The 18,031-nt window shown below is 65.5% G+C and carries 14 protein-coding genes; 10 read left to right on the top strand and 4 right to left on the bottom strand.

Translation table 11 applies throughout. The annotated features are described in order from the left end of the window. Positions 1–16: 16 nt before the first annotated feature. The gene (locus AB3X89_RS14785; protein ID WP_368583965.1) at positions 17–1,027 is read right to left on the bottom strand and encodes a sterol desaturase family protein; all 1,011 of its coding nucleotides are present in this window, start codon (positions 1,025–1,027) and stop codon (positions 17–19) included. Positions 1,028–1,215: 188 nt separating this feature from the next. Further along, positions 1,216–2,856, bottom strand: a complete 1,641-nt coding sequence (gene dacB, locus AB3X89_RS14780) for a D-alanyl-D-alanine carboxypeptidase/D-alanyl-D-alanine-endopeptidase (RefSeq protein WP_368583964.1) — start codon at positions 2,854–2,856, stop codon at positions 1,216–1,218. 258 nt (positions 2,857–3,114) lie between these two features. On the opposite strand from dacB, the gene AB3X89_RS14775 reads away from it, so the two are divergent. From AB3X89_RS14775 to AB3X89_RS14750, 6 genes are all read left to right on the top strand, one after another. Then, a complete protein-coding gene (locus AB3X89_RS14775) occupies positions 3,115–3,777 on the top strand; it encodes a response regulator (protein ID WP_013090417.1) in 663 nt (220 codons plus the stop codon). Positions 3,778–3,781: 4 nt separating this feature from the next. After that, positions 3,782–5,080 carry an ATP-binding protein gene (locus AB3X89_RS14770; RefSeq protein WP_368583963.1) on the top strand — a complete coding sequence of 433 codons (1,299 nt, stop codon included), beginning with the start codon at positions 3,782–3,784 and terminating at the stop codon, positions 5,078–5,080. A 168-nt stretch (positions 5,081–5,248) separates the two neighbouring features. Then, entirely contained in the window at positions 5,249–6,775 is a 1,527-nt protein-coding gene (locus AB3X89_RS14765) for a DegQ family serine endoprotease (RefSeq protein ID WP_368583962.1), read from the top strand. Between the two features lie 266 nt (positions 6,776–7,041). Next, positions 7,042–7,536: a carboxypeptidase regulatory-like domain-containing protein gene (locus AB3X89_RS14760; RefSeq protein ID WP_368583961.1), complete on the top strand. Its 495-nt coding sequence runs from the start codon at positions 7,042–7,044 to the stop codon at positions 7,534–7,536. A gap of 147 nt (positions 7,537–7,683) precedes the next feature. Next, positions 7,684–8,064 (top strand): DUF427 domain-containing protein, encoded by a 381-nt coding sequence (locus AB3X89_RS14755; protein ID WP_013090413.1) that lies wholly within the window; start codon positions 7,684–7,686, stop codon positions 8,062–8,064. Positions 8,065–8,098: 34 nt separating this feature from the next. Then, positions 8,099–8,833: a CoxG family protein gene (locus tag AB3X89_RS14750; protein WP_368583960.1), complete on the top strand. Its 735-nt coding sequence runs from the start codon at positions 8,099–8,101 to the stop codon at positions 8,831–8,833. Positions 8,834–8,940: 107 nt separating this feature from the next. Here AB3X89_RS14750 and AB3X89_RS14745 read toward each other — a convergent pair whose 3' ends face one another. Continuing rightward, positions 8,941–9,936 carry a helix-turn-helix domain-containing protein gene (locus AB3X89_RS14745; protein WP_368583959.1) on the bottom strand — a complete coding sequence of 332 codons (996 nt, stop codon included), beginning with the start codon at positions 9,934–9,936 and terminating at the stop codon, positions 8,941–8,943. Positions 9,937–10,110: 174 nt separating this feature from the next. Between AB3X89_RS14745 and AB3X89_RS14740 the strand changes: the two genes are divergently transcribed. Continuing rightward, complete coding sequence (locus AB3X89_RS14740) at positions 10,111–10,749, top strand: cysteine hydrolase family protein (protein ID WP_368583958.1); 639 nt, start codon at positions 10,111–10,113, stop codon at positions 10,747–10,749. Between the two features lie 94 nt (positions 10,750–10,843). Here the strand turns inward: AB3X89_RS14740 and AB3X89_RS14735 are convergent, their stop codons facing one another. Further along, positions 10,844–11,485 carry a TetR family transcriptional regulator gene (locus AB3X89_RS14735; protein WP_368583957.1) on the bottom strand — a complete coding sequence of 214 codons (642 nt, stop codon included), beginning with the start codon at positions 11,483–11,485 and terminating at the stop codon, positions 10,844–10,846. 445 nt (positions 11,486–11,930) lie between these two features. Between AB3X89_RS14735 and AB3X89_RS14730 the strand changes: the two genes are divergently transcribed. Genes AB3X89_RS14730 through AB3X89_RS14720 form a run of 3 tightly spaced genes read left to right on the top strand, consistent with a single transcriptional unit; the run spans position 11,931 to position 17,919 of the window. Then, complete coding sequence (locus AB3X89_RS14730; protein ID WP_368583956.1) at positions 11,931–13,154, top strand: efflux RND transporter periplasmic adaptor subunit; 1,224 nt, start codon at positions 11,931–11,933, stop codon at positions 13,152–13,154. An 18-nt stretch (positions 13,155–13,172) separates the two neighbouring features. Further along, on the top strand, positions 13,173–16,403 hold the full coding sequence (locus AB3X89_RS14725) for an efflux RND transporter permease subunit (RefSeq protein ID WP_368583955.1): 3,231 nt from the start codon (positions 13,173–13,175) through the stop codon (positions 16,401–16,403). Between the two features lies 1 nt (position 16,404). Next, on the top strand, positions 16,405–17,919 hold the full coding sequence (locus AB3X89_RS14720) for an efflux transporter outer membrane subunit (protein ID WP_368583954.1): 1,515 nt from the start codon (positions 16,405–16,407) through the stop codon (positions 17,917–17,919). Positions 17,920–18,031 lie beyond the last annotated feature (112 nt).

Genomic DNA, 18,031 nt, shown 5'->3' with positions numbered 1-18,031 from the left:
CAGCTTACAGAATCTTCTACGGCCTGCGCGATGTCCGCAGCGCGGCCGCATGGTTGGTGTTCAAGCCGGGTAGTTCGGCGGAAGCTTTGCTCATGATGTCGTTCGTACCCGCATGCGTATGCAGGTTCGATCCCGCGTGGAGGCCGCTGGCGCCGCCAGGCAACACCGCGCGCTGCTGCGCATGATAAGCGGCGGCCCAGGCGGGCGGCGCGAACAGCGCGCTCCACTTGTTGCGCCAGCCGCGCACGCTCGCGAAGTCCGCGGCCATCGACGCCCATTCGTGAAACGTCGCCTTCAGCGGGTTGTACGTGTAAAGCGGCTCGACGATGCCGTACTGCGGCGCCTCGTGCGGATCTTCGTCGACGTAGCTGCCGAACAGGCGATCCCAGATCACCAGTACACCTGCGTAATTGCGATCGATGTAGCGATCGTTGCGCGCATGATGCACACGATGGATCGACGGCGTGTTGAACACGTACTCGAGCCAGCCGAGCTTGCCGATCACCTGCGTATGCACGAAGAACTGGAAGCCAAGATTGATCAGCACGATCGCGACGATCTGCTTAGGGGCAAAGCCGAGGAACGCGAGCGGAATCCAGAACACCCACATGCCGGAGATCGGATACATCAGGCTCTGGCGGAATGCGGTCGAAAAATTCATCCGCTCCGACGAGTGGTGCACGACGTGCGCGGCCCACAGCCAGCGCACCCGATGACTGCAGCGATGAAACACGTAATAGAGCAGGTCCTGCGCGACGAACAGCACGACGAACGACAGCCACGTCGCCGGCCATGTATGAATGCGGTAGTGCTCGTAGAAGAACGCGTAGACAGGGATGATCGCGAGCCATGCGAGCTTGTCGGCCGCCTGCTGCAGCAGCGCGAGGGCGGCGTTGCACAGCGTGTCGCGCCAGCTGTAGAGCCTCTCGGCCGGGCGCGTGCGGCTCGCGTGCCACGCCTCCCAGCCGATGCAGGCAAGAAAGACGGGCGCCATGGCGAGCAGCAGCAATTCGGCATCGAATTGCATCGTGTCTCCCTTCCTGGTCCCTGACCGCCGCGCGGTACGCGGCGGGTGGTGTCGTTATCGTTGGTGAAGGTCGCGCGGTCCGACGACCGGCGCCCTGCGCGGTAAGCGCGTGATGTCGCGCACCGCATGTTGCCCGACAGCGTACACGGTTAGAAGCTTGCCGCGCGCGGCATCGCTAGAAGGAATACTCAGTGGCCGCCGCGCTTGCGCGGGTTTTTCCTGGGCTTCTCGCGCACTTCCTCGATGGGCGCGGAGACCTTCGTGAAGCCCTGCGACGGGCCTTCGTACACCCATTCGAGCAGCGCGTCGTGCGCGGCGCGCGCCGCTTCCGAATGCGGATCGTTGATCAGGCTGACGACGATGTAGCTGTTGCCGTCGGCCGATGCGACATAGCCCGCGATCGCGCGCACGTCGCGCAGCGTGCCGGTCTTGATATGGGCGTTGCCGCCCGCGCCCTGGCTGGTCAGGCGGTTGCGCATCGTGCCGTCGACACCGGCGATCGGCAGCGAATCGACGAACACCTGCGCGACCGGGCTCGCGTTCGCGCGCTGCAGCACATCGGCGAGCGCGAGCGCGGTGATGTGTTCGTCGCGCGACAGGCCCGAGCCGTTGTCGAGCGATAGGTATTCGGTGTTCAGGCTGTCGCGCGTCAGGAAAGCTTCGACCGCGCGCGCGGCTTTCGCGGGTGTGGCGGGCGCCCTTTCCTCGGCGGCGCCGATCGTCAGGAACAGGTTGCGCGCCATCGTGTTGTTGCTGAACTTGTTGATGTCGCGAACGATGTCCGACAGCATCGGCCCCTCATGCGTCGCGACGAGCTTCGCGCCGACGGGCACCGCGCCTTCGCGGATCGTGCCCGTGAAGGTGCCGCCAGTTTGCTGCCACAGCGCGAGGAAGCCGCGCGCGAAGAACGTCGAGTGATCCAGCACCGCGACGTTGATCGTGCGCGAGTCGCAACGCACCGGCAGGTCGCCGATGAACGACGCAACGAGTGTGCCGTCAGGCTGTGGCGTGACGGTCGGCGTCGGCAGTTCGCCGCGGCATGGGCCGTTCGTCGCGCGCAACTGGTTGTCGATGCGCAACTGAGCGAGCGCGGGCAGCACGTCGATCGCCACTGTGCCGTCCGGCGATGGCGTCAGCGTGAACGACAGCGATTTGAACGCGTACAGAAGCGGATCGGGGCCGACGTTGTACGGCGCGTTCACGTCGTCGTCGAACGCGGGCAGGTCACGGGTCGACGGATCGAAGTAGCGCTTGTCGAGCACCAGCGCGCCGTCGATGCCGTTGATGCCCGCCTTGTGAATCTTCTGCACGAGGTCGATCAGCTCTTCGGGCACGAGCTTCGGGTCGCCGGTGCCCTGGATGTACAGATTGCCGTGCAGCACGCCGCTCGCGTCGAGCGGGCCGTCCGCGTATGCGCTGGTGCGCCAGCGGTAGCCGGGGCCGAGGATCGACAGGCCTGCATAGGTGGTGACGAGCTTCATCGTCGAGGCGGGCATCATCGGCTTGCCGGCGTTCAGCGCGAGGATCGGCGTGCGATCGCCGACCTTTTCGACGACCACGCTGATCGACGACAACGGCACGTGCGCGCGGTGCAGACCGGCCATCACTGGTTGCGGCAGTACCGTCGTGACGTTGACGCTCGGATGGGTGGCCTTGATGCGTGCCTGCGCGGCCAGCGGCAGCAGCGCGCCCGCGCCGAGCGCGGCGGCGCAGAGCCAGACGGCCGCGCGCGTCGCGAAGCGGTTAGGCATGAAGACTGCGCGATGGAGCATACGGCGCGAGCGCAGCGCCATAGGGCGTGCGACGGAAGACAGAAAAGCGTGCGTCATGAACGGGTGAACGGGAGAACGGACGAGCGGGATTTCAAGGTGTGCTGCGCGCGGTGTGCGCGGGAGAATGAAACGGCAAGCTGGGCGGTTCGATGGCGCGGTAGCGCGCCGTCGCGCTGCCCAACGGCCGTCGCGCGACGCAAAGCGCCCATTGTAGTGACATGCTGCGACGCTGCGGTGAAAAAAGCGCCACACACCGCGCAGGCCGGAAGCGGGCGCTAGAATGCGGCATCATCCAATGATTTGGAACGGACAACTATGCGCATCCTGCTAGTCGAAGATGACCGGATGATCGCCGAAGGCGTGCGCAAGGCGCTGCGCGGCGAAGGCTTTGCCGTCGATTGGGTCGAGGACGGCGAAGCGGCGCTGCACGCGGCGGCCGCCCAGCCTTACGACCTCGCGTTGCTCGACCTCGGTCTGCCCAAGCGCGACGGTCTCGAAGTGCTGCGCGCACTGCGCGCGCGCGGCAATGCGCTGCCGGTGCTGATCGTTACCGCGCGCGACGCGGTGGCCGATCGTGTCAAAGGCCTCGACGCCGGCGCTGACGATTACCTTGTCAAACCTTTCGATCTCGACGAACTCGGCGCGCGCATGCGAGCGCTGATCCGGCGCCAGTCCGGCCGCAGCGATTCGACGATTCGCCACGGCAACTTGACCCTCGATCCCGCGTCGCACCAGGTGACGCTCGATGGCGCGCCGGTCGCGCTGTCCGCGCGCGAATTCGCGTTGCTCGAAGCGCTGCTCGCGCGGCCCGGCGCGGTGCTTTCAAAGAGCCAGCTCGAGGAAAAGATGTACGGCTGGGGCGAGGAGATCGGCAGCAACACCGTCGAGGTCTATATCCACGCGCTGCGCAAGAAGCTCGGCGCCGATCTGATCCGCAACGTGCGCGGGCTGGGCTACATGATCGCGAAGGACGCCTGAGCCGATGCGCTCGATTCGCCGACAACTGTTGTTCTGGCTGCTGGCGCTCATGCTGCTCGGCGTCGGCATCGCGGGTTGGCTGATCTACCGGCAGGCGCTCGCCGAAGCGAACGAACTGTTCGACTACCAGCTCGAGCAGATCGCCGCGGCGCTGCCGGCGGAACCTTTCTCGCAGGTGCTCGGCCGCGATACCGGCGACGAGGGCATCGTGCTGCAGATCTGGAACCGCAACGGCATGCTGATGTATTACTCGCGGCCGCGCGCGCCGCTCGCGCCGCGCGCCGAACTGGGTTTTTCGACCGAGCGCACCGACCGCGGCGAATGGCGCGTCTATGGCGCGATCGTCGGCGATAACGTCGTGCAGCTCGCGCAGCCGCTGTCGGTGCGCAACCGGCTCGCCGCCGATGTCGCGCTGCGCACGCTGTGGCCGCTGATCGTGCTGCTGCCTCTGCTCGGGCTCGCGGTGTGGGTGATCGTCGGCCGTGGGCTACAGCCGCTGCGGCGCGTGACGAGCGCGCTCGACTTGCGTCATCCCGAAGCGCTTGATCCATTGCCCGATCAGCGTCTGCCGCTCGAAGTGCGGCCGCTCGTGCGGGCGCTGAACGGGCTGCTGCAACGGCTCGCGACCGCGCTCGATATCCAGAAGGCGTTCGTCGCCGATGCCGCGCACGAATTGCGCACGCCGCTTGCCGCGGTACAGATTCAGGCGCAACTGGTTGCGCGAGCCAAGGACGACACGGCCCGCGGCGAAGCGCTCGCGGATTTGCAGGCGGGCGTCACGCGCGCGACGCGGCTCGCCGAGCAACTGCTCGCGCTCGCGCGCGCCGAGCCGGACGGCGCCGCCGTCGCCGGGGCGCTCGATCTGCGCGAGCTGCTTCAGGAGTGCGTCGCGACCTACGCGCCGCTCGCGGTGAATCGCGGCGTCGACCTCGGCATCGAGGCGAGCGAGCCTGCCAGCGTGACCGGCGACGCCGAAGCGCTGCGCGTGATGTTCAACAACCTCCTCGACAACGCGACCAAGTACACGCCGCGCGGCGGCAGTGTCGACGTCAGCCTGCGCGTCGAGGACGGCCGTCCGGTGGTGCGGATCGCCGATAGCGGCCCCGGCATCGATCCGGCCGATCGCGAGCGCGTATTCGACCGCTTCTATCGCGCGGGAGCGGGCGCGAATCGCGCGCGCACCGACGTGGCGGGCAGTGGCCTCGGTCTCGCGATCGTGCGCCGGATCGCCACGCAACATCATGCTCAAGTCTCGCTCGATGATTCGCCGGCCGGTGGTTTACAGGTCATCGTCCGCTTTTGAGCATGGTGGTTTACTGTTCGGCCAAAACCGGCGTTCATGCCGTTGCGACGGGCTGTTGCGGGCGGTCCGATAAGGTTCCCGCGATCTGGCGCTGCTTAAGATTCTTTTAAGTGACGCCCCTTACGCTCCTCGACATCCAAAGTCACTTTCTCCAGTCAGGAGCTCATGATGAACGCGAAAACCTTGTCCCGCGGCGCCGTTGCGGTAGCTGTGGCCGCTGCTCTTTCAGCCGGCTATGTGGCGGGCCATCGCGATGTGCCGGCACCGCAGATCATCTCGCCGGCGGAAGCCGCCGCGATGATGCCGGCCGAGGCTGCCGCCAAAACTGGTATCCCCGATTTCTCCGGTCTCGTCGAGACCTACGGTCCGGCCGTCGTCAACATCAGCGCGAAGCACGTGGTCAAGCAAGCGGCGATGCGCGGTAATGGCGGCAACCGCCATGGCAACCAGTTGCCGATCGATCCGAACGATCCTTTCTATCAGTTCTACAAGCGGTTCTTCGGCGGAGCGCCTGGCATGCAAGGCGGCGATGGCGGCGACGGCGGCGACTTGCCCGACCAGCCGAGCTCGAGCCTCGGCTCGGGTTTCATCATCAGCAATGACGGCTACATTCTGACGAACGCGCACGTGGTCGATGGCGCGAACGTCGTCACCGTGAAGCTCACCGACAAGCGCGAGTTCAAGGCGAAGGTGGTTGGCGCCGACAAACAGTCCGACGTCGCCGTGCTGAAGATCAACGCGAGCGATCTGCCGACCGTGAAGATCGGCGATCCGCGCCAGAGCAAGGTTGGTCAGTGGGTCGTCGCGATCGGCTCGCCGTATGGCTTCGACAACACCGTGACCTCGGGCATCATCAGCGCGAAGTCGCGCACGCTGCCCAACGAAAACTACACGCCGTTCATCCAGACCGATGTGCCGGTGAACCCGGGCAACTCGGGTGGTCCGCTCTTTAATCTGCAAGGCGAAGTCATCGGCATCAACTCCATGATCTACTCGCAGACGGGCGGCTTCCAGGGTCTGTCGTTCGCGATCCCCATCAGCGAGGCGATCAAGGTCAAGGACGATCTCGTCAAGACCGGTCACGTGAGCCGCGGGCGCCTCGGCGTCGCAGTGCAGGGCTTGAACCAGACGCTCGCCGAGTCGTTCGGCATGCAGAAGCCGCAAGGCGCGCTGGTCAGTTCGGTCGACGCCAACGGTCCGGCGGCCAAAGCTGGCTTGCAGCCGGGCGACGTGATCCTGTCGGTGAATGGCGACGAAGTCAACGATTCGACGGATCTGCCGTCGAAGATCGCAGGCCTCGCGCCGGGCAGTTCGGCGACGCTGAAAGTGTGGCGCGATAAGGCCAGCAAGGACCTGAAGGTGACGATTGGCTCGTTCTCGGACGCGAAGGTCGCGTCGGCGAGCAAGACCGATCAGCAGACTCAGTTGCAAGGCCGTCTCGGGGTCGCGGTGCGGCCGCTGACGCCGGAAGAGAAGAGCAGCGCGTCGGTGTCGCACGGTCTGCTCGTCCAGCAGGCGGGCGGTGCGGCGGCGAGCGCCGGCATCCAGGCGGGCGACGTGATTCTCGCGGTCAACGGCCGTCCGGTCACGAACATCGATCAGTTGAAGCAGATGATCTCGGGCGCAGGCAACAGCATTGCGCTGCTGATCCAGCGGGACAACGCGCAGATTTTCGTGCCTGTTGACCTCGGCTGATCCAGTTACCCGGGCGTTTCGAAGGGATCGCCCACCCCAATTTGAGCTGTAGTAGCGATTGCCGGTCCTTTGCATTTGCTGCAAGGACCGGCTTTTTTTCGCCTATCCACCGCGCTGCCGCGAGCGGCATGGACAGACCGAGGGGCGTCAGGCGGCTTGATGCCACGATGGTGATGCATGTTGGTTGACGCTGCCGGGCGGTTGGCACGTAGGTTGCTTAACCCGCTCAGGGTCCGAGCAAGGACTCGAACAAGGAGAGCGAACTGATGGAAATGCAACGCAAGCAGCAAAAGATCGTAGCCGCCGCGCTGTGCGTGGCGCTCACGCTCGGACTGGCGGGCGGCGCATACGCGCAGCAGGCGGGAGTAACGGGTGGCTCGACGACCGACAACACCAGCGCGGGCAACACCAACGGCGGCGGTCTGCCACAAGTCCAGCAGCAGGGCGACGTATCGTACGTATCGGGCGGTGTCGGCCTCGACGAATCGCGGGCGCTGCGACAAGCGCAAACCCAGTGGCCACTGACCTTGCGTTTCACCGGACCCAACGCCGATTTTCTGGCCGATGTGCACGTGCGCATCGTGGATGCACATAACAGCGAAGTGCTGAACACGACGTCGCGCGGACCATTCATGCTGGTGCGCCTGAGCCCCGGCAGCTATACGGTGCACGCGAACTACAACGACCGCGAACAGACGCGCTCGGTCAGTGTGCCCGCGCACGGCAACGTCAAATCGGCGTTCACCTGGAACGTGAAGTAGCGGCTCGATCCGTCCGCCGCGGCGCAGGAAGCGCGCGCAATCGGCCGGAGTTTGGCCGATAATGAAGCCACGGGCGTGTCCCGTGGCTTTGCCGTTCATGCGGCAACAGCCGGTAGTGCAGCGCCCACCCCACCATGGAGCCTGGACATGAGTGATGCGTCGACATCTGCGGAGCGGCCCGACGGCCATACCATCGTGATTCGCGACAACGGCCATCGCGTGCGCGTGATTCACGGCGGCGTGACGATGGCCGACACCCAGGCTGCGCTGACGCTATCGGAGACCGGCCTCGCCGACGTGTTCTATTTCCCGCGCGAGCACGTGAATATGGCCCGGCTCGAACGCTCGACGCACACGTCGCATTGCCCGTTCAAGGGCGACGCATCGTACTTCCATCTGCGCACCGAAGATGGCGTGATCGAGAACGCGGTGTGGTGTTACGAAGCGCCGTTCGAGCAGGTCAGTCGCATCAAGGGCTATCTCGCTTTTTACGCATCGCGCGTCGACCGCATCGATCAGACGTCCTGATCCCGCAGTCGCGCGTTCATCGGGGGAGGTTGTCATGGAACTGAACGACGCGTTACGGATTCCACTGCCGCCATCCGAGGTCTGGGACGCGTTGCAGGACCTCGCGCTGTTGCGTGCCAGCCTCGACAACTGCGAATCGTTCGTGCGTCTCGCCCACGGCGAATACGCGCTGACGATGACCGTTCCGCTCGGCCCGTTGCGCGCGCATTATCAGGCGCGCGCGCACGTTGCCGGCCAGGATTCCGGCCCGGCGGACGCGCAGCGCCGCACCATCAACTTCAAGGCACGAGCCGAGGGCATCGGCGCGTTACGCGGTCAGATCGAAGTGCGTTTGCGCGCGGACGACGGGCGCGAGCGCGGCACGCGCATCGATTACACGTTGTGGGCAACGTCGTCGGGTCCGCTCGCCGAGTTGCCCACGCGCCAGCTCGAGAACGCCTTGCGGCAGATCGCCGACGACTTTTTCGCCGAGTTCGACGCGGTCGTGCGCGCCAAGCACGGCAAGGGGCCGAACCGCGCGAGCGGCGCGGCGCCGCGTCGCCAGTACGTTTTTTTGCGGCCGATCACGCTCGGCGGCATCGCACGGCGCACCCGCATCGAGCACGGCCAGGCGCTGTCCGGACGCGCGGCAAGCGCGTCGCACAGCTGGTCGCATGGCGTGCCGCATCAAGAGCCTGGTCAGCATGTCGTGCCCTACTGGGCGTGGGCCGGGATGATCTTTCTGGTCGCGCTGTTGTTGTATGTCGCGCGCTGGCTCAGCGAGCATTGACGCGGCGCGTCGCGCGCAGCGCCGGATGCAACGCGCGAGCAACACGCCGCGCGACTACGAAATTACGGTGGCCCACTACGAAATAGCGGTGCTCCCGCCACCTTCATCTAATCCCCGCGAAACTCCCGCCGCCAAGCGCTAGGCGACGTTCGAAACGCGTCCGCGAAATGCTGCCGCAGCGATGCGGCCGAACCGAATCCGGCGCTCGCCGCGATCGCTTCGACCGACTCGTCGGTGCTTTCCAGCAGTTGTTGCGCCCGCGCGAGCCGCTGCGCGAGCAGCCACGCGCCGACGGTGGTGCCGGTCGTGAGCCGGAAGCGTCGCGTGAAGGTGCGGCGGCTCATCAACGCGCGCGCGGCCAGTGTGTCGAGCGTATGCGGCGCGGCCAGGTTGCCGCTCACCCAGTCGAGCAGACCAGACAGACGATCGCCGCGCGGATTCGGCGGCATCGGCTGCTGCACGTATTGCGCCTGACCACCCTGGCGATGCGGCGACACGACCAGCCGGCGCGCGACGTGGTTCGCCACCCGCGTGCCGCAAATCTTGCGCAGCACGTGCAGGCAGCAGTCGAGGCCGGCGGCGGTGCCGGCCGAGGTCAGCACGTTGCCGTCGTCGACGTACAGCACGTCGGGGTCCAGCCGCACGCGCGGATACCGGCGCGCGAAGTCGTCGGCCCAGGCCCAGTGCGTCGAAGCGGGCCGTCCATCGAGGATGCCCGCCGCGGCCAGCACGAAAGCGCCGAGGCACAGGCCGACGAGCAGTGCGCCGCGCTCGTGCGCGGCCCTCAGTGCATCGAGAAGCGCGGCGGGCGGCGTTTCGTCGGGGTCGCGCCAGCTCGGCACGATGATCGTCTGCGCGTCGGCAAGCGCTTCGAGTCCGTGCGTAACCGCGATCGAGAAGCCCGCGGTCGTCGCGAGCGCGCCGGTCTCCGCGGCGCAGACGCGGAAGTCGAAGGCGGGGACACCGCCGCCGCGGCGGTCCTCGCCGAACACCACGCATGGCACCGACAGATGGAACGGGCTGATGCGGTCGAACGCGACGACGGCGACGACGTGGCGCGGCACCTGAGCGGAGATATCGTCGGAAGTTGCGAAGGTGGTCATGCCGCACGCCTCATTCATGAAATGCCAGAAGTATGGCCCGATTCTAGCGAAGCTTGTCATCCGGGCCGCTGTCGGCGCGCAGACAGCGGCGCAACAATCCCGTCATTGCCGTCGCGCCGCAGCCATCGCGCTGGGCGCGCGCCATTGACCGTTTTTCTGACAAGGAGCCTTGCCATGAGCACACCCGCGCCGCGCCGTGCGCTGATCGTCATCGACGTGCAGAACGAATACGTGAGCGGCGACCTGCCGATCGAATTTCCGGACGTGCGCACGTCGCTCGCCAACATCGGTCGCGCGATCGATGCCGCGCGCGCCGCCGGCGTGCCGGTCGTCGTCGTGCAGAACGTCGCGCCCGCCACTTCGCCGCTGTTCGCGCGCGGCAGCGCCGGTGCGGAACTGCACGCGGTCGTGAGCTCGCGCGCTCACGATCATTTCGTCGAGAAGTCACTGCCGAGCGCATTCGCCGGCACCGATCTGGCCGACTGGCTCGCCGCCCGGCAGATCGATACGCTGACCGTAACCGGCTACATGACCCACAACTGCGATGCGTCGACGATCAACCACGCGGTGCATGCCGGCCTCGCCGTCGAGTTCCTGCACGACGCGACCGGCTCGGTGCCGTACGAAAACAGTGCGGGCTTCGCGAGCGCGGAAGAGATTCATCGCGTGTTCAGCGTGGTGCTGCAGTCGCGGTTCGCAGCGGTCGCGAGCACCGATCAGTGGATCGCGGCGCTCAAGAGCGGCGCGCCGCTCGAGCGCGGCAACATCTATGCGTCGAATCAGGCGGCGCGAGCGCGCCGGGCGGTTGCCTGAACCCGGCGCGCAGGCGGGTGGTCCGGTCCACAAATAGAAAACGGGCGGTTCACCGAACCGCCCGCTGCGCCAATCCTCAACGCTAGCGCGCTTCCTACGCCGCCTTTCTGCGCAACGCCGGACTGACGCGCAAGCCGTCGAACATCACTTGCACCATCTGCTGCGCGTGCGCGCCGAAGTCGGTTGCGTCGGGCAAAAACAGCATGTCGCGCAACGAGCCGCCGACGAACGCGTGCACCATCGCCGCGGCAAGCTTCGTGTCGAGGTCGGCGGGCATCTGGCCTTTCGAGATCGCGTTGCGCAGACCGCCCTCGAGCTTCGCGAGCCCCTCGCGCATGTTGGTCTGATAGCGTTCCATCACCGGCCCCATGTCTTCGACCAGCTCGCACTTCAGAAACAGGATGTCGAACACGCGGCGGCGGCGGGGATCGTTGGCGGTGTCGCGCAGGCAAACCACGCAGATTTCCATGATGCGCCCCAGCGGATCGATTTCGTTGGGATCGAGCGATGCCGCCTTCAGTTCGTCGAGCGGCAGCAGCACGCGGTCGAACATTTCGGTGAAGAGCTCGCTCTTGTGTGCGAAGTGCCAATAAATGGCGCCGCGCGTCACGCCCGCGGCCTGGGCGATATCGGCCAGCGACGTGCGCGATACGCCCTTCTGGAAGAAGATCCGTTCGGCCGCGTCGAGAATGCGGTTGCGCGTCTCCAGCGCCTCTTCTTTGGTTCTTCTGACCATATTGGTATGACCTGCGCTGATCCTGGGGTTTATGCGGGCGTTTTTAAGTCGGCCTGATGACAATTTGACTATTTCTGCACCGAATGACTATTTCTGCACCGAATTGCGACGCGAATTTGCGAGCCCCGATCCCTGGAAGATATAAACGCACTTTTACATGCATTCGTGAATGTATATATAATAGCACCCCACGATCGGATAGCCCAAGCCGTGACGACCGGTTAATATCCGTCACTGTTGTCTTCCAAAACGCTATCGCAGCCGCCAAACGGCGGTGCTGTGCGGCATTCCCCGGTATGGCGCATTCATAGCAGGGTGCCCTGCAGGCGCAGGTTTGCATCCGTGGGCTTCCGGTTGAGCGTCGAGAGACGCTTGTGTGCGCTGTCGTCCCCGGGGTAGGGATGCGCGCACTTTTTCATTCTCAGTCTTTGACAGAGGTCGCTCCATGCGCGTCGAACGGGTTCCATTCCGCTTAATCAGTGCCGCGACGGCTGCCATCTTGCTGGCGGCGTGCGGACCAAAACAATCTGCCCCGCCGCCCCAGACGCCCGAAGTCGGCGTCGTCACCCTCCAGCCGACGACCGTTCCGGTCGTCACCGAACTCCCCGGCCGTACCAGTGCCTTCCTCGTCGCGCAAGTGCGCGCGCGGGTCGACGGCATCGTGCTGCGCCGCGAGTTCACCGAGGGTAGCGAGGTCAAGGCCGGCCAGCGTCTGTACAAGATCGATCCGGCGCCCTTCATCGCGTCGTTGAACAACGCGAAGGCATCGCTCGCGAAGGCGCAGGCGAACCTCGTGACGACCACCGCACAGGCCAGTCGCTACAAGGTGCTGGTCGCGGCGAACGCGGTCAGCAAGCAGGACTACGACAACGCGGTCGCCGCCGAAGGCCAGGCCGCCGCCGACGTCGCCGCCGGCAAGGCCGCGGTCGATACCGCGCAGATCAACCTCGGCTATACCGACGTGACCTCGCCCGTGACCGGCCAGATCGGCGTGTCGCAGGTCACGCCGGGCGCCTTCGTGCAGCAGAGCGCGGCCACGCTGATGGCCACGGTCCAGCAGCTCGATCCGATGTACGTCGACCTCACGCAATCGAGCCTCGATGGTCTGAAGCTGCGCCGCGACATGCAGGAAGGGCGTCTGAAGACGACCGGCCCGGGCGCCGCGCAGGTCACGCTGGTGCTGGAGGACGGCCGCATCTATTCCGAGAAGGGCAAGCTGCAGTTCACCGACGTGACCGTCGATCCGGGCACTGGCTCGGTCACGGTGCGCGCGATCTTCAAGAACCCGAACCACGTGCTGCTGCCGGGCATGTTCGTGCGCGCGAAGATCGAAGAGGGCGTGAACCAGAACGCGCTGATCGTGCCGCAAGTCGGCGTCACGCACGACCAGAAGGGTCAGCCCACCGCGCTCGTCGTCGACACCGACAACAAGGTCGAGCTCCGTCAGCTCGTCACCACGGGCACCTTCGGCTCGTACTGGGTGGTGTCGAACGGGCTGAAGCCGGGTGACCGCGTGATCGTCCAGGGCACGGAAAAGGCGCGGCCCGGCCAGCAGGTCAAGCCCGTGCCGGCGCAGCTGCCCGGCAACCCGGCGTCCGACGCGGCCGCGGGCGGCGCCCAGACAGCTCAACCCGCGGCTCAGCCTGCCTCCGCCGCTTCGGGCGCGTAATAACAGGGAGCCCGCCTCATGGCAAAGTTCTTTATTGATCGCCCGATTTTTGCATGGGTGATCGCCATCATCCTGATGCTCGCGGGTCTCGCGTCGGTGTTCACACTGCCGATCGCGCAATACCCGACCATCGCGCCGCCGGCCATCCAGATCAGCGCAACCTATCCGGGTGCTTCGGCGAAGACGGTGGAAAACACCGTGACGCAGGTGATCGAGCAGCAGATGAGTGGTCTGGACCACCTGCTGTATCTCGCGTCGACCTCTGACGACTCGGGCACGGCCACCATCACGCTGACGTTCGCGGCCGGCACCAACCCTGACATCGCGCAGGTGCAGGTGCAGAACAAGCTGCAGCTCGCCACGCCGCTGCTTCCGCAGGCGGTGCAGCAACTCGGCTCCCGAGTCACGAAGTCGAGCAGCAGCTTCCTGATGGTGATGGCGTTCGTGTCGACCGACGGCAGCATGAGCAAGTACGACCTCGCGAACTACGTCGCGTCGAACATTCAGGATCCGATCAGCCGTATCGACGGCGTGGGCACGGTGACGCTGTTTGGCTCACAGTACGCGATGCGGATCTGGCTCGACGCGAACAAGCTGAACAACTTCGGCCTGACGCCGCTCGACGTCGAAAGTGCGCTGCAGGCGCAGAACGTGCAAGTCGCGGGCGGCTCGCTCGGCGGCACGCCGTCGGTGCCCGGCCAGGTGCTGCAGGCCACGATTACGCAGGCCACGCTGCTCAATACGCCCGAGCAGTTCGGCAGCATTCTGCTGAAGGTGAACCAGGACGGCTCGCAGGTGCGTCTGCGCGACGTGTCGCACATCGAGCTCGGCGGCGAAAACTACAACTTCGACACCAAGTACAACGGTCAGCCGACGGCAGGCTTCGGTATCCAGCTCGCCACGGGCGCCAACGCGCTCGCCACCGCGAAGGCGGTGCGCACGAAGATCGCCGAACTGTCAAAGTACTTCCCGCACGGTCTGGTGGTGCAGTATCCCTATGACACGACGCCGTTCGTGCGTCTGTCGATCGAGGAAGTGGTCAAGACGCTGCTCGAAGGGATCGTGCTGGTGTTCCTCGTGATGTACCTGTTCCTGCAGAACCTGCGTGCCACGCTGATTCCGACGATCGCGGTGCCGGTGGTGCTGCTCGGTACGTTCGCGATCATGAGCGTGGTCGGGTTCTCGATCAACGTGCTGTCGATGTTCGGTCTCGTGCTCGCGATCGGCCTGCTGGTGGATGATGCGATCGTGGTGGTGGAAAACGTCGAGCGGGTGATGCAGGAGGAGGGTTTATCCCCTCGCGAAGCAACCCGCAAGGCGATGGGTCAGATCACCGGCGCGCTCGTCGGCGTGGCGCTCGTGCTGTCGGCGGTGTTCGTGCCGGTGGCGTTCTCGGGAGGCTCGGTCGGGGCGATTTACCGGCAGTTCTCGCTGACGATCGTCGCGGCGATGGTGCTGTCCGTGCTCGTCGCGTTGATTCTGACGCCGGCGCTGTGCGCGACGATCCTGAAGCCGATTCCGAAGGGGCATCACGAAAAAGCCACCGGCTTCTTCGGCTGGTTCAACCGTACCTTCAACAAGAGCCGCGACAAATATCACTCGGGCGTGCACCACGTGATCAAGCGCTCGGGCCGCTGGCTAATCATCTACATGGTGGTGATCTTCGCGGTGGGGCTGCTGTTCGTGCGTCTGCCGAAGTCGTTCCTGCCCGACGAAGATCAGGGCACGATGTTCGTGCTGGTGCAAACGCCGTCGGGTTCCACGCAGGAAACCACCGCGCGCGCGCTGAAGGACGTGTCGGACTACCTGCTGAACGACGAGAAGGCGATCGTCGAATCGACCTTCACGGTGAACGGCTTCAGCTTCGCGGGCCGTGGCCAGAACGCGGGTCTCGTGTTCGTGCGGATGAAGGATTACGCGCAGCGCCAGCACGCGGACCAGAAGGTGCAGGCACTGGTCGGGCGTTTGTTCATGCACTTCAGCAGCTACAAGAACGCGGTCGTGTACCCGGTCAATCCGCCGTCGATTCCTGAACTCGGCACCGCGGCGGGCTTCGACTTCCAGTTGCAGGACCGCGGGGGCATCGGTCACGCGAAGCTGATGGAAGCGCGCAACATGCTGCTCGGTCTGGCGGCGAAAGATCCGACGCTCGCGCAGGTGCGTCCGAACGGCCTGAACGATACGCCGCAGTTCAAGGTGAGCATCGACCACGAGAAGGCTTCGGCGCTCGGCGTGTCGCTTTCCTCAATCGACCAGACGTTCTCGATCGCCTGGGCCTCGGCGTACGTGCAGAACTTCCTCGACACCGACGGCCGGATCAAGAAGGTGTACCTGCAGGGCGACGCGCCGTTCCGGATGAAACCGGAAGACGTGAATGCCTGGTTCGTGCGCAACGGCGCGGGCGCGATGGTGCCGTTCTCGGCCTTCACGAACACCGAGTGGACCTTCGGTTCGCCGAAGCTCGAGCGCTACAACGGTATCTCGTCGGTGGAAATCCAGGGTGCGGCCGCGCCGGGCAAGTCCACCGGTCAGGCGATGGTGGCGATGGAACAGATCGTCACCAAGCTGCCGGCGGGTATCGGCTACGAGTGGACGGGTCTGTCGCTGCAGGAGCGTCAGTCGGGCTCGCAGGCGCCTATCCTGTACGGCATCTCGATTCTCGTCGTGTTCCTGTGTCTCGCGGCGCTGTATGAAAGCTGGTCGATTCCGTTCTCGGTGATCATGGTGGTGCCGCTCGGCGTGATCGGCGCACTGCTGGCTGCGACGCTGCGCGGGCTCGAGAACGACGTGTTCTTCCAGGTGGGTCTGCTGACCACCGTGGGTCTGTCGGCGAAGAACGCGATTCTGATCGTGGAATTCGCGCGCGAACTGCAGCAGAGCGAAGGCATGGGGCCGATCGAGGCCGCGCTCGAAGCGGCGCGTCTGCGGTTGCGACCAATTCTGATGACCTCGCTCGCGTTCATTCTCGGCGTGCTGCCGCTCGCGATCAGTAACGGCGCGGGCTCGGCCAGCCAGCACGCGATCGGTACCGGCGTGATCGGCGGCATGTTGACGGCGACCTTCCTCGCGATCTTCATGATCCCGATGTTCTTCGTCGTGATTCGCGCGAAGTTCGGCGGTGAGAAGGAAGACCCGGATGAGGCGCTGCGCCACTACGAACAGCACCATCCGCACGATCCGCAAGGCGGTGCGACGGGTGGCACGACCGACGGGTCGAATGGCAATGGCTCGGGCAAGGATGGGCATTGAGATGCAAAAACACTCTTTGATTGCAGTGGCGGTCGCGCTGCTCGCCACCGGTTGCACGCTGGCGCCGCACTACCAGCGGCCCGGGGCGCCCGTAACGGCGACCTTCCCGACCGGCGGCGTGTACGACCAGCAGCCGGGCGCGCAGGGCGCGCGCAGCGCGAACGGCCAGGCCGCCGCCGACATCGGCTGGCGCAACTTCTTCGTCGATCCGCGTCTGCAGCAGCTGATCGAAATCGCGCTGAAGAACAACCGCGATCTGCGGGTGTCGGTGCTGAACATGCAGGCGTCGGCGGCGCAGTACCGCATCGTGCGTGCGGGTCTGTTCCCGACGCTCGACGCCGCGGCCTCGCAAAGCCGGTCGCGCACGCCGAAGGACCTGACGTTCACCGGCGTGACGATCTCCAACACGTATTCGGTGGGCTTGAACGCGTCGTGGGAGATTGACTTCTTCGGGCGCGTGCAGAGTCTGAAGGATCAGGCGTTGGCCAAGTATCTCGGCACCGCGCAGGCGCGCAAGGCCGCGGAAATTTCGCTGGTCTCGCAGGTGGCGAACCAGTACATGACGGTGCTCGAACTGGACGATCTGCTGAAGGTCACGCAGAACACGCTGGTTACGGCGCAGGAGTCATATCGGATCACCAAACTGCAGTTCGACAACGGCACGGGTTCGGAACTCGATCTGCGCCAGTCGCAAACGGTCGTCGAGACCGCGAGCGCGAACCTGCAGTCGCAGATGCGGTTGCGGGCCCAGGCCGATAACGCGCTGGTGCTGCTGATCGGCGAGCCGTTGCCGGCGGATCTGTCGCAAGGCCTGCCGCTGAGCGACCAGAATCTGCTCACGGATATTCCGGCGGGCCTGCCGTCCGATCTGCTGACACGTCGTCCGGACATCATGGAAGCCGAGGAGAATTTGCTCGCGGCCAACGCGAACATCGGCGCGGCGCGCGCCGCGTTCTTCCCGCGGGTCACGCTGACCGGCAGCGCCGGCACGTTGAGTCCCACGCTCGGCGGGCTGTTCAAGCCGGGTTCGGCGGCATGGAGCTTCGCGCCGTCGATCACGCTGCCGATCTTCGAGGGCGGTCAGAACATGGCCAACCTCGATCTCGCCAACATCGAGAAGAACGTGCAGATCGCCACGTATGAAAAGGCGATCCAGACGGCCTTCCGTGAAGTGGCGGACGGACTGGCCGCGCGCGGCACCTACGACGAGCAGATCGCGGCGCTCGAGCGGGATGTCGCGGCCGAGCAGCGCCGGCTGGATCTGTCGACCCTGCGTTACAAGAACGGTGTCGACAGCTATCTGTCGGTGCTGACCGCGCAGACCGCGCTGTACGTGGCTCAGCAGGCGCTGGTGACCGCGCGCATGGAGCGTCTGCAGAACCTGGTCACGCTGTATCAGGCACTCGGCGGCGGCTGGATCGAGCACAACGGCGACCAGCCGCGTCCCGCCGACGCGCCGGTCGACTACGGTGCAGCGAGCGCGCCGGTCGCGGCATCGGCGGCGACCGCGGGGTGAGCCCGGCAGGTTGATGAAACGCTGAAGCAAAACAGAAACGCCACGGCATGCCGTGGCGTTTCTGTTTCTGCGCGGCGCTCGGTGCCGCGGGAAGCATCAGCGATGCATCAAC

Source organism: Paraburkholderia sp. BR14320 (assembly GCF_040948665.1).
Classification (GTDB): domain Bacteria; phylum Pseudomonadota; class Gammaproteobacteria; order Burkholderiales; family Burkholderiaceae; genus Paraburkholderia; species Paraburkholderia youngii.
Note: the sequence above shows the minus strand (reverse complement) of the source record. Positions and strands in the feature narration are given on the sequence as shown.

Coding starts and splice junctions, on each gene's coding strand:
- AB3X89_RS14785 (WP_368583965.1), bottom strand. CDS start 1,027: ATGCAATTCGATGCCGAATTGCTGCTGCTCGCCATGGCGCCCGTCTTT.
- dacB (WP_368583964.1), bottom strand. CDS start 2,856: ATGACGCACGCTTTTCTGTCTTCCGTCGCACGCCCTATGGCGCTGCGC.
- AB3X89_RS14775 (WP_013090417.1), top strand. CDS start 3,115: ATGCGCATCCTGCTAGTCGAAGATGACCGGATGATCGCCGAAGGCGTG.
- AB3X89_RS14770 (WP_368583963.1), top strand. CDS start 3,782: ATGCGCTCGATTCGCCGACAACTGTTGTTCTGGCTGCTGGCGCTCATG.
- AB3X89_RS14765 (WP_368583962.1), top strand. CDS start 5,249: ATGAACGCGAAAACCTTGTCCCGCGGCGCCGTTGCGGTAGCTGTGGCC.
- AB3X89_RS14760 (WP_368583961.1), top strand. CDS start 7,042: ATGGAAATGCAACGCAAGCAGCAAAAGATCGTAGCCGCCGCGCTGTGC.
- AB3X89_RS14755 (WP_013090413.1), top strand. CDS start 7,684: ATGAGTGATGCGTCGACATCTGCGGAGCGGCCCGACGGCCATACCATC.
- AB3X89_RS14750 (WP_368583960.1), top strand. CDS start 8,099: ATGGAACTGAACGACGCGTTACGGATTCCACTGCCGCCATCCGAGGTC.
- AB3X89_RS14745 (WP_368583959.1), bottom strand. CDS start 9,936: ATGACCACCTTCGCAACTTCCGACGATATCTCCGCTCAGGTGCCGCGC.
- AB3X89_RS14740 (WP_368583958.1), top strand. CDS start 10,111: ATGAGCACACCCGCGCCGCGCCGTGCGCTGATCGTCATCGACGTGCAG.
- AB3X89_RS14735 (WP_368583957.1), bottom strand. CDS start 11,485: ATGGTCAGAAGAACCAAAGAAGAGGCGCTGGAGACGCGCAACCGCATT.
- AB3X89_RS14730 (WP_368583956.1), top strand. CDS start 11,931: ATGCGCGTCGAACGGGTTCCATTCCGCTTAATCAGTGCCGCGACGGCT.
- AB3X89_RS14725 (WP_368583955.1), top strand. CDS start 13,173: ATGGCAAAGTTCTTTATTGATCGCCCGATTTTTGCATGGGTGATCGCC.
- AB3X89_RS14720 (WP_368583954.1), top strand. CDS start 16,405: ATGCAAAAACACTCTTTGATTGCAGTGGCGGTCGCGCTGCTCGCCACC.